Below are 12,791 nucleotides of genomic sequence, written 5' to 3' on the forward strand. Positions count from 1 at the left end.
ACCGTTTGCTATTTTTTTGCCATCGTTTTATTCCCAATGTTCAACACGCCCTAATCAGTGTCAATGATATTTGTTGGTAGGTGTTGGCTTGCTATTTATTATTACTGTTTTCTAATACCTTATTAATTGCCCTGTGGTCGTTTACTTCTCTATCAAGCCCTAGTTGCATCAAAGTAGCAGGATGATACTGGTAGTTGTCCTGTTTGCTATTGGAGTTCGAGCTTGATTTGAGAGTCATAAATATAAAAACCACCCGAAGGTGGCTTAAGTAAAATAATAACAAACTATCCTTCTTCACCGTCAAACTGCCAAATCACTTCACCCCAGTTGTTGTTTGGATAGTCTGGCATGGTTTCGCCTTGTCTAAAGTAACTACGGCTGTCTGCTTTGGCTAAAGTAAACCAGTAGCCTGATTTTGAGCAAGGTTGTCCTGCTGGGCAACGTCTTTGGACTTGACTGGTTATTGCAGGCTTAGCCTTTGGCTGATTTTCATAATAAGGAGTCATGTCTTCGCCAGCTTCTTTACGTTCGATAAATTCCTCGTAAGTGATTTTGTAGGGGTCTATTGAGATGAATTTGCTGGTATCAATGCCAGTTCTCTCTAATACAAGGGGTAAGGTGTAGTCAGGTTGATCTTGTTGAACGTCTAAGCCTATCTCTAAAGCTTGAGTTTCAGCGTATAGTCTAGCTTGCGGTAAGTCTGGATAAGCTTCTATAAAAACTGATTCCATAGTATCGTCTGGATTGTCATAACTGAGATAGCTGTTGATACGAATCTCTTCGGAGCTAAAATCTAAACTGATCATATAGACGTAATTGTTAATCTCTTCTTCAAAGTTGTATTGCATGTCAACCGTTAAAAAAACATCAGTACCATGTCGCAAACTCCATGTTTGTAAGCTCGGTAGTTTTTTGAATTGATTAAAAGTTAAAGGGTATTGATAATTTACAAAATCATCTGCAACGTTTTCGCTAGTACCGTAAGTATAGCTATCTTGAATAGATATACGAGGGTCGTCAATGCGGTGATCATCTAACCAACCTTGCTTTTCTAGCTGTTTAAACAAATTTTGCATGGCGACATAGGCATCTTTTTTCGTAACACCATAACTACCTTGCGCATTTTCGATAAAGAAACGAACTGCAGAAGACTCTATACCTCGTTCTGGTCTATCGTGACTGTAGAATCCTGAAGTACTACTAACATTTTGGATAGTAAACGATGGAACATCAGGGTAAGTAAACGTAACAGTGGCATAATTATCGCTAGGAAAACGTAATTTATAAAAAGTAACGCCTAAGCTACCAATATTGAGAGGATTATCATCAAAACTCCAATACTGTTTAATGCCTTCGTTGTTCTTTTTAAACGCGTCAGGGCTTTCTTCTACTGAAACATAAGCATGAGGGGGATAACAACCTCTTTTTCTGCTTGGCAGGCAGTAGCTAAAAAAAGAAAGCTAAAGCAAATCAGAGTAATGAAAATTTGTTTAAAAATAATATTAAACATGCCTTAGTTGCTTGAATAATGGGATTTTATAGCCTTACCCTTGTTCACCATCAAACTGCCAAATAACTTCGCCCCATTGGTTGTTAGGGTAATCAGGCATGATGTCACCTTGCTTAAAGTAGGCACGACTGTTCGCTTTTGCTTGAGTGAACCAGTAGCCTGACTCAGGGCAAGGCTGATTTGCTGGGCAACGCCCTTTGGCTTGACTAGTAATTTCAGGTTTAGTGGTAGGCTGGTTCTCATAATAAGGCGTCATATCTTCACCCGCCTCAGAACGCTGCATAAACTCTTCATAAGTAATTTTATAAGGGTCAATAGAGATAAATTTACTGGTGTCGATACCTGTCTCTTTAAGTACGAGTGGTAGCGTATAATCAGGTTGATTTTGCTGAATCTTCAATCCCATTTTAATGGCTTTAGTCTCGAAAAAAAGTCTAGCTTCAGGTAATCCGCCATAAAGCTTACTATATTCTTTGGTCAAAGATTCATCATAGTTATTAGGAATGATTTGTCTTATTAACTCTAACTCATCGAAAATATCTAAGCTAATCAGGTAATGACGGTTGCCTGTTTCAGGGTCACTTTGCCTATTTATTCTAATATTCATAAATACATCTGTACCATGTCGCAGTTGCCATATTTGCAAATCACTGAGCTGCATCCATTGCTCAAAGTTCAAAGGGTAGGTGTAATCAAGATTAAAGTCACTTCCACCTTCTTTTGTGGCAAATGTAAAGCTGTCTTTAGGGCTTAAACGAGGTTCACTTAAACTTTTAGCATAAGTCCAACCTTTATCTTGTAGTTCTTTAAAGAAAGACATCATTTTCTGATAGGCATCTTCGTCTGATATACCGCTTACTTTATGGTTGAATAAAAAGCCAAGATTGACTTTCGAGAGTTTGTAATTTGCTTGTTTGTTATCGTCGTAAGCCAAGACTGACATAACACCGTCAATACTTAACTCACCATTAGGATATTTAATAATTACAGTAGGTTCTTTATATCTTGGAAAATCATAACCTTGAAAAGTAACGCCCATAGGTTGAGCGTCCGCTTCTTGAAAAGCTTTATACTCAGGGTTGGCATCGTATAACTCTTTAGCAGTCATGTTTAATGAAATTTCTAAAGGTTTATCAGGCATATTAACCTTTGTTTTAGCTTGGCAAGAAGTAGCTATTAATATGATAAAAAAAGAAGTAATGAACCTTAATCGCTTCAACATATCTATCTACTCATTCAGATCAAACATCAAAGTGCACTGCTTCTTACTTATTGCTACTCTAATTTCTATCATTAAGTCAATCGATTTTTTGGCTGTTATAAGATTTTAAAGCATCATATGTTTTAACCGCATCAAAGCTTGTGTTTAAATAACCGATTGACTTTAGTTGTAACATTTCTTCTGATGTTAAATTTGAAATATTATTTACTTTGTCTATTATATGACTGCTGACTATTTCTTCAGAAATTAAACGTGCTCTCTTTCGTACTGCGGAGCTTTTTGCCTTATCTGTTGATAAAGCTACAAAATATTCAAGTGGAGCTGCACCATTTTTAAGCATACATATCTTATAGTTGATATCTGAACGATATAATATGTAATCTTTAACTTTTTTTATGTCAATTTTACTTATCTTCTTTAAAGTACTTTCATCAGGTAAAGTTCTGTTTTTTTCTTCAGCAGTGCATAGATCTATAGTGTTCTCGTACTGTTCTATTGCTGATTCTAGAGTAAGTTTATCTTCTAATTGTGTCTCTGTTTTAGCACAAGCCGGTACTGAAAATATGATTAATATTAATGAAAAGAATATAGTTTTTTTCATGGTATACATCCATCGTAAATAGATCTAAAGAATTTAATTTCATCGTTACTTGCTCCATCACTTTGAAGGTCAATGACAGCCATACCTGCTATGTCTTCAACTTTTCGTCGAGTTATCTTACTCACGTCTCTCATACCTTCTGCAAGCATTATCCAGTCTGTTGATTTTACTGCAACTTCTGCATTTAAAGTTGTTCCGCCTATAAAGACAGTAGCTACTCCTCCTATACCTAAAAATCTTGTTAGCCAGCTACCAAGTTTAAGACGAGAGTTAATATCATCTAAATATTCAGATCCCTTTGCACTGAGCACTAAATTCTCAAATACAGGACAAGATTTTAAATTTTTGTTCCCCTTTGTAATCTTCACCTGTTTAGTTTTACCATCTAAAGTAGTTTTATCTGTAGAATATTGAGGCGGTTTTTGCATAACTAATAATCTCCATTCGTTGATAGATAGAGGTGAACATTAAAGTTTTCTTTAAGTGATGATACAAGGTTTTCAGTTTCACCCTCAGCATTAGTGATTCCAAAATAAATTAACTCTTTTACCTCAGATATTGCACGATAATGAACATGACTATAGGGGTTACCATCATCATCAGTAAACTTAAATTTAGTTTTATAAAGCTTAATAGATCCCCAAGGGTCTTCATTTCTTAGATGTACTTTAATCTTATTGGAGTCAGAACTATAAAAAGTCTCAGTATTTCCCTCAGCATCAGTTACACCCTCGAATGTTTCTTTTGTATTCTCATTAATAGCAATATATGGTGTATTGGTGTAGGCGATATCATCATCGTCAGCGAACTTAAATTGCGCTTTAAACATCGCACCAGCTATCAAACTCGGCAACCCCGCCAAACCCATCCCATCCCTTCCACCCCCAGCCTTACTATGCTTACCAGCCTTCTCCGTAAACTGCTTTGCCGCTATCGTAATATTTGCGCCATCCAAAGTGATACTCGCACCACCAGCCGTTAGCGTAATCTTATTCGTCGCTACTATCTCAACCTCTTTGGTCGAGGAGGCGATATTGACATCTTGCTTAGCCGTGGCCTCAAGCTTACCCGTATGGGTGGAGAGGGTGATATTCTCTTTGGCATTGGTCATGCTAAATTGACCATCGGCTATGATATTTAGAGACTCGCTACTGACTTGATTATGACTATCGCCACTACTAATACTCATATCTTGCTGAGTAGTGCTAATCAGCTCACCCATGCTTCTGTGAATCAGTGTATCGTCGCTCACATAGCTTATGTCTGCTGCGCTATCGATCAGCGCGAATGGCATTGTTTGATGAGTTTTGGTTTGCTGTTCCTCTGCGATAGTTTCAAGTTGCGTCTTAATCGCTTTGTGGTCATTGATATGACGTCCAAGCCCTGTCGCCAATTGTGTTAAACGTTCGGCTAAGTGCTGACCGCCAAGACCAGTTTGGGTGAGAGTCGGGGTGTGCTGCTGGTAGTTATGCTGTCCAGATTGCGTATGAGTTTGCGGTTGAGTGGAGAGAACGAGGGCTTCGCCTGATTTGATATTGATTTGGGCATTGGTAGCTGCATTGATGCCTTCGCGTTTGGCGGTGTCTGATGGATTGATGGCCCCCATCTTTAGACTGGCAGATATCCCAGCACTGTCTATTTTTATCTGAGAGTAAGCTTTTTCTGTACGGTGGTCAGTCACCCATTCAGACAGGCCGTTGCCCGTGTTGCGATAACCGCTTTCGACCGCTTGTTCGTTGTCCGTGGCAAATAAGCTAGGGCGAGTCAATGATAATAAGCTACCCGTGTTAATTAGATGCTCGCTATCGCCGATAGACTGCATGAGGGTTTGGTCGTCCGCTCTATGGGTGAAGTGGGTGCCGTAGTTCGCGCCAGCTTGCGCCTCCAATCGGTTGATAGGCTGAGCTGGACTATCCAGTAAATAGTTGCGCGTGGGCGTCATATGGTTACGGCTATCCATCTCATTTTGCATTTCAGTGATCCCCGTCATCGGCGGTAGGGCATGTCTGCTATATAGATGACCGACCCACGGGGTATCAGCGGTAATGAGGCGCAGCTGAGTCAAATGAATGCCAGCTGTTAATGTTGACGCATGACGCTGTTGGTGGCGTGAGCTTTGGGTCAGCCCTGTGACATGCGCTAGACTATTGCGAGCCAGATGCACGATATGGGTAGCACGGTAGTGCTGATTGAGCGCACTGTGATCGACAAGCATAAAGGTATCAGCAACACTCAAATTCGTAGCATGGGCTAGGGCATGATAGACGCTATATTGACTTTGATGACTGTTTGCCACGATGGTTGCTTCGTCTATGGTTTCAGTATTGGTTACTGGCGCAAAAGCAGCTGGCGTGTCTAATGTGAGAGTGTGGTTATTTGAATGGCTTACGTCATTAGGGTTACGGCTCATCGCAACGTCAGCGGACTGCGTTGGGTGTGCAACACTGCTGCTATTAAAACGCTGCATCGTTACTGAGTTTGGCTGGGTGATGACCTGCTCACTCAATGCCAATACTGGTGCATGGACACGGTCATGTAACACTTGCTGGTAACGCAGCGCGCCAATATTCAAGCTGATGACATTGCTATCACTTGGATCTGCGGTGGTAATGATGAGCTTTGGTGGACTGTGCTCATCCGTTTGCTTATGGCGCAGATAGGCGGTCAGCCCTTGACGCGCGAGCCGCTCGCAAATATGTGTCCAGTCGCTTATTTGCCACTGGGTCATGCGTGCTGGTGACCAGTTAGCATCCTCACCATTGTTACTGTCATCGATGATTTCTATATCCAGCGTAGCCGTGCGCTCTGCTACCATCGCTTGTACGGTCAAATGAGTATCAATATGACCGCGTATATGCTGATGCAGACGATAAGTGATGGGCTGGGCGAGCAAGCGATAATAGCCGTAGCTGCCATCATGATCTAGCTGATGCACCGCTGTTATATACAGATGACGAAAGCTTAGGCCACTTGGAATATCAAAGCTCAAGGTCAGAGGGCTACCGATAAGATTGGTTAATGGCGTAAAGGGAGGGTGATGCCGCTCATGGATATAAACGTGTAGCACATAAGTGTCGATACTATGCTGCTGGTATTGGTAATTACCATTGGGGTTTAGTTGAGCAATGATATCGGCTTCATCAGCGCTATGCATGAGCTTATCTTGCCAGGCACGATGAGCATTGATGTCTTGGCGAGCGCTCGGATAGGGCGCTTGAGTGCTGCCTTCACTGGCATAGAGCCGATCAGGGTGCATAGGCAGCACGGTATTGGTCAAGCGTAGCATAGTTATGTCCCTATTTTTTTAGCAGTGGCTCTCTTTTAGCATTGGTGTTTTTTGTAGCATCGATATCTCTAGTAGCAATGACAGCATATTTTTCAGCATTATCAAACCAGCTATCAGCACTTAACCGTCATTGCTTAGTTGCCGTTATCGTCATACGTTCTACATAGCGATGTTATTCATTAAGGGTAAATTCGATACGGCGATTGCGAGTGCGACCTTCTTCGTTGTCGTTACTAGCGATAGGGTCTAAGTCCCCTTTACCAGTAGTACTAAGGCGAGACGCATTGATATTTCGACCGATCAAGTATTGTTTGACGGCTTCTGCACGCTTATTTGATAGGGCAAGATTGGCAGTAGAATTGCCGACATTATCGGTATGACCGGTGATAAGAACAGGCTTATCACCGACCCGCTGTAACACCCCTGCCATATCGTCTAAGATACCAAGGCCCATCGGCGTTAGATTGGTGCTACCAGACTCGAACTCGACAATACGGTTGCCTAAAGTCTCGTCTATGAGGCGTTGTTCACCTTCTACCACGACCAGCTGGTTTTCTAATTGATAGAGATCTGTTAGGCGCGAGTGAATACGATTTTGGATGGCTTGCTTTTGTTCAAGGCTGCTTACCTTGCCATGTAAGCTAATGGTCGTCCCATGAATGTCGATACGCCCTTGACGAATGTTAGAGATATCGCTATCAATGATAGTCGTGGCTATCTGTTGCCAGTTGGTTGGTATACTGATGTTCGAACGTACTTCGATTTCATCTCTGACAGGTTTATCAGGATACTGTGCTTTTAGCTTGTCGAGCAGTTGCTGTTTGTCTGAGCTGGTAGCGACCACACCCTTGATGACCACTGGCACATTTTGTGAATTATTTGTCACATGAGTGTCGTTATGTTCTGCAAATACAACGGCGCTCATAGGCAGGGTGATAGCGGCGGCTAATAGCAGGTTTTTCGTGTGATTTGTTCGCTTAGATTTTGTTATTCTAGAGAGGACTTTCATTCAAGTACCTTTTTAATCTGTCTATTATTGAGCAGTGACTAATTGCAGGGGTATGATGCATGGCGGCTACTATCAGCTGTTACAAATCAGCAGTTATCGTGAGCCATTATTTATTGTGCTAAAAAAGTTTTTTTAAACAATTGCCTAGTATCATACAGATATAAATTGTCTTGTAACAATACTTTATTAAACCGTGTCAACCCAATGTCTTCATCGATATAGCCTTGAGTCCAGTCGCTATGAGCGATGACCACCCAACCTTCAGGATAAGTTTTTTCACTTTCTGATATTTGCTTGAGTATACGTCCATCTGGTTTAGTAAAACTCATGAGCAGGCGATAGCAATTAGCGACACGATATAAGTAGGTATTCAAGTAGAGCTGGTGTGGCTGATAAAAACCATTGATGAGATCGTGCCAAAAAGTGGCCATGTGTATCGAGTTTTCTCTATCAGAGGTAAGTGACCAGCAGATGGCTTTATTTAAGCCATGGAAACCCTTAGTAAAAGTAGGTAAAAATAACAGGCCAGTGGCAATGATTTGCTGTATCAGCTGCGCTTTATCAATGTTCATTAAGATCGCTATATCATGCAACGTAGTGGTATTGATAAAATCATAGTAGTAAGTACTGGCATTATTATCGATGCTGAGTTGGCTATGGTTGAGATGCTCCATAAGATCGGTATTGTCAGTTTTGGATTTGGCCATGCTTAAAACTTCATAAGTGTCATTCCAAAGCGCTGATGACTTGACGGGCAGATAGTTCATCCAGTTTTTCGGTTTATCGAGATGAAGCACGCCAAAACCTATCAATGGGTAATTTCTATAGCTACTATCGTGACTAGGGATCAAAACACCGGTGATAATCTCATTAGCTCTAGTATCGATATGACTGAAATTTAAAAAGGCAAAGTTATGATTACTGACATTGTCTATCGGAATTCCGCTAAATACACTTTCCGACACGGCTAACGCTTCGCTGACCCACTCATCAATGGCATTGGTCTCAGAGATATGAGCGCGCGCCCGGACAAAGTCCCCGCGAGCAGGCAATTTTCCAAAATATACTAAAGGCAAGGAGTCTGGAGTCATGGCGTTTGCTCCTGCTGTTCAGTCACGGCTGAACGATCATCAGTAGCCGTCGTGCTATCAGTAGGCGGTTGCACTGGTGGACTGTTTTCACTATTAGTATTAGGGGTTACAGTAGATGTGCGGGCTGGCGGCGTGACATTGCTTGTATTTTGCTCGCCAGTCGGTACTGGCTGATTGGTGCCAGAACCCGCATTAGGAGTATCGCCATCAACAGTATTATTATCAGAAATTGGCCTTGCTGTACGTGTGACACCAAGGGCAATAATCTCCTCTGGTAGTTTCATGCCAGTAAAGGGATTGGTAGAGCGACCTTGACCGGTAGTGGTACTACTGCCACTGCCGCTGATGATTCTAAAGCGTACAGAGATAGTGATACCGTCACCAGACCATGCCATCTCAAAGACATCATTGCCCAGTTCAGTACGGCGTGCACTGTTAATCAGCTTTTCTACCCCAAAGCTACCTGCTTCTTCAAAGACAGTAAAGTCTCTGCCATCATAGTCTTTGGCTCGAATACTGGCACCAGGTTGGCTACTTGGGTTCGGCCATACAAACGTTGTCCACGCTTGGGTCCCCATGCGATAACGCAACTGCTGACCATCGACCACAATGGTATATTCAGTCAAACCGCTGACGGGTAATGGCATGATTTGAAAAGTGGTTTGATTGGCAGCGCCACCAGTATTATTCGCACCAGCAGCACCTGGACTATTACTACCCGTATAATTGGTAAAGTAACGGCCAAAATCAGCGACAAACTGCGGGTTGAGACCCAAACCTGCACCATTCCAGATTTTACTGGAGATTTGATCGCCGCGGCGAATGATAAAGGGCGATAACGTTTCGTTGACGAATCGCGCCACATAGCCATCTTCGCCGAAGAATTGACCGATCTCTGCAGGCGTCGCTTCTAAGTTTGCATTCGCCGTAAAGGGGTACTTACTGCCTAGGTTATCGAGGAAAGGCTTATAGACTTGCGCTTTCCAAACTTTATTAATCTCTGCCTTGGTGGGCGTCAGCAGCATATTAAATGAACGAGTCAGTGGCTCACTCAACAACGGACGAACCAGTTGTTTTATTTCAGAGTTGGCTTGACTTAGGATCTGCTCATCTAATATCTGTAGAGATTTGGTTAACTCTGAGCCTTCGGGGCTGAGGGTTTGTGAGGCAAACAACAAGGCATCAGGGCCGATGTCGTCACTACGAGCGATATTGTTAAAGCGGGTTCTGATATCACCTAAACTGACTAAATAGCTGTCTAATAATGACAGATCCTGATTTTCTTCTCTTGGCGTTACTAGCGCATGTATAGAAGAGAATTCTTGAGCAATCACACCTGAGCTTGCTTGTGCTACAGGCGCGGCGTTACTAGAGCTACCACCATTATTCATCGCAGCTTCTGCTTGTCGTAGCTCAGCAGGGCTTTGACGCAGGATAGTTTGCTTAAACCAGTTGACGAATGAGCGACGAGATTCGCCACCATTGCCAGCTGCTTGATTAGCCGCTTTATTGTCCCATTGAGTTTGGCGATCTACTGTCTCAAACAGGGTTTTTAACGGTGACTCTGCGGCATTGGACAGCTGATTTAATAAGACCGCATGATCATCGAAGCCTGTGCTATCCCGAACATATACTTGAGTTAAAAAACGTTTCCATTCACTGATATATTCTTGCTTATAGCGATTGACCAGATATTGTCGTATCTGTTCAGGACTGCCCGTCAAGGTAAGGTCATCTTGGCTGCTGGTGGCCAACACCCAATCATCGGCGACCACTCTCGTAGTGGCCGCTTTATCAATCTCATCACTGACGAAAGCCTCCCATGCCTCTTTAGTAAAAGTGCCTGAAATTACATAGCTACCAAGCAGTGCTTCATTAGCATTGTTTTGCGTGATCTGTGCAACCGTGACCGATGGGAAGCGGGCAGATGCACGCATTTTAATCTCAGAGTAAACACGCTCACGAGCAGGTTGACCTTTGCTAACCTTGGATAAATTGCTACGGGTTTTGTCTATCAGCCCTAAGTCATTTTGGATCAATGGAAAGGCGGGGTCGTCGACATGAGCCAAGGTAAAACTCAAGATACGCTCAGCTTGGCGAATCATCTTGTCACGCGGCATGTCAGCGCGATTGGCTTCGAGCCAGTTGCGCCAAAAACGGGTCATCTGATCACTCAAATGACTGGCCTCTAAATTGTCATGATTGCCAAGCATGAGATAAGCTTTAAGCGCGTTATAAGCATCTTCAACGTCTGTGGGGTCCGACTGGATATAAGCATCATTAACGGCAGCATCAGAGGTGTCATCAGTGCCTGAGTCTTCTGTACGGACTTCTAATTGATCGGCATTGGTATTTACTTCGGTTAAAAACGTTTCGATATTTTGTTTGGTTGGCGCTAAGACGATGATGCTGATGCCGTTGTAATATTCTGCTAGCAATTTTTGCTTAAGCTTATCGCCTTGATAGAGGCCAAAACTCAAAGACAGCGGCTTGTCGTCTTCATAGCCTTCAAGCTGCTCGATTCGACTTTGTAGAATATTGAGCGATTCAAGCTGCGATTGTAAATCACCGTTAGAATTTTTTTGTAGCGCTGCGACTTGCTGTAAGTCAGCCACGACACGCTCAGTGAGCTGTTTATTATTGGCATAAGACCATGTCCACAGACCGACAGCCGCACACAAAGTCACGACAGCAGCTAGCGTCGCAAGCGCACGATGGCTGCGCTTGTGTCGGTTTTTATGCTGCTTGACCAAATGCTTGTCTTTTAAAATGACTTTAGAAAATAGATCTTGTAAAAAATAGGGCTTGTCTGCGGCTTCTTGCTGCGCATTGAGCGGTATCGCAGGTGGGTGCAAATCGTAATTTTGTACCATTTGCAACGTCATTTGGCTGCTAACTTGCCCGTCCTGCAAGGCGCTGGTAAAGTAAAAGCCACGCAATATGGGCTTAAATTGGAAAGGGTTGTCCTCAAACAAAGCATGCATCAGCGTCCGTATCATGGGACGTAATGACTGAAATTCCATTGGGAAAGTCATTAGACTGGGAGATACCGTGCGCTGATGACGTAAGGATAGCTTAGTGGTGCTCAAGTCTTTTAGACCATTGACCAAGACACCAAAATGCTCTTCGAATACGTCAGTGATATTGATGTTTTCTGGGTCTTCAGGATAGGGAATGGTCGCGCCCCATACTTGGCTGCGCTCTTCTTGCTCATAGTCATTAAAGAAGTCACGGAAGCCTGAAATCAAATCCATTTTAGTAAAGACCACATAGACAGGCGCATAAACTTCTAACTGTTCAGTTAAGTCTTGCACACGGCTGCGCAGATTCTTGGCCAAATCCAAGGCATAGTTTGGATCGTTTTTGGTGAGTTCGGCGATACTAACCGCGATGATGATGCCATTGATCGGTGCTTTAGGTCGATTCTTTTTGAGAAGGCTTAAAAATGACAGCCATTCTGAGCGATCTTCTTCATAAACGGAGTAACGTCCAGCGGTGTCGAGCAAAATACCTTCAGTCGAAAAAAACCAATCGCAGTTACGTGTACCGCCGACGCCTTTAACGGATAGCTTGTTACCTTGTTCCATAAAGGGGAATTTTAAGCCAGAGTGTAGCACTGCAGAGCTTTTGCCTGCCGCGGGATTACCAATGACCATATACCACGGTAGCTCATATAACGCCGCTTTGCCTGTTTGATCGCCTATTTTTGATTTGCGAATGGTTTTAATGGCATCTTGCATTTGCTGACGTAGCGCTTGCACTTCTTGAGCGTTTTCATCTTTAGCCACATGAAGGCTATCGTCACCTTGGCTCTCGTTGCCATTATCCTCCACTAAGTTTGCCAGCTCATCTGAGGCAAGCTTACGTTTTTTCCACAGGTAATAGCCAAGCGTCCCCAGCACCGTACATGTGATTAGGACGCCAATGAGTATGACAAAGGTTTTAATAGTCACATAATCATAAAGTAAGACTAGAGCGACTATGAGCCCCAGCGCCAATAATACTCTTGGGTTATAGATAAGATGAAAAAACCTTGAAAACATGCGTGCTACCTAGTGTGAACTTAAGATAA

8 protein-coding genes are annotated in these 12,791 nt (G+C 42.9%); all 8 read right to left on the minus strand.

The window, feature by feature from the left end; genetic code table 11:
• Positions 1-284: 284 nt before the first annotated feature.
• On the minus strand, positions 285-1,076 hold the full coding sequence (locus tag JFC08_RS09940) for a hypothetical protein (RefSeq protein ID WP_198330573.1): 792 nt from the start codon (positions 1,074-1,076) through the stop codon (positions 285-287).
• A gap of 468 nt (positions 1,077-1,544) precedes the next feature.
• Positions 1,545-2,732 carry a hypothetical protein gene (locus JFC08_RS09945; RefSeq protein ID WP_198330574.1) on the minus strand — a complete coding sequence of 396 codons (1,188 nt, stop codon included), beginning with the start codon at positions 2,730-2,732 and terminating at the stop codon, positions 1,545-1,547.
• A gap of 76 nt (positions 2,733-2,808) precedes the next feature.
• Entirely contained in the window at positions 2,809-3,333 is a 525-nt protein-coding gene (locus JFC08_RS09950; protein WP_198330575.1) for a hypothetical protein, read from the minus strand.
• Positions 3,330-3,761, minus strand: a complete 432-nt coding sequence (locus JFC08_RS09955) for a hypothetical protein (protein WP_045451239.1) — start codon at positions 3,759-3,761, stop codon at positions 3,330-3,332. The genes JFC08_RS09950 and JFC08_RS09955 overlap by 4 nt, the downstream gene beginning before the upstream one ends.
• Before the next feature lie 2 nt (positions 3,762-3,763).
• Positions 3,764-6,619, minus strand: coding sequence for a DUF2345 domain-containing protein (locus JFC08_RS09960; protein ID WP_198330576.1), 2,856 nt, complete (start codon positions 6,617-6,619; stop codon positions 3,764-3,766).
• A 172-nt stretch (positions 6,620-6,791) separates the two neighbouring features.
• Positions 6,792-7,505, minus strand: coding sequence for an OmpA family protein (locus JFC08_RS09965; protein WP_198330577.1), 714 nt, complete (start codon positions 7,503-7,505; stop codon positions 6,792-6,794).
• Between the two features lie 233 nt (positions 7,506-7,738).
• Entirely contained in the window at positions 7,739-8,719 is a 981-nt protein-coding gene (tagF, locus tag JFC08_RS09970) for a type VI secretion system-associated protein TagF (protein ID WP_198330578.1), read from the minus strand.
• Positions 8,716-12,762, minus strand: coding sequence for a type VI secretion system membrane subunit TssM (tssM, locus tag JFC08_RS09975; RefSeq protein WP_198330579.1), 4,047 nt, complete (start codon positions 12,760-12,762; stop codon positions 8,716-8,718). Before tssM ends, tagF begins: the two co-directional genes overlap by 4 nt.
• Positions 12,763-12,791 lie beyond the last annotated feature (29 nt).

This window comes from Psychrobacter cibarius (genome assembly GCF_016107535.1).
GTDB lineage: Bacteria > Pseudomonadota > Gammaproteobacteria > Pseudomonadales > Moraxellaceae > Psychrobacter > Psychrobacter cibarius.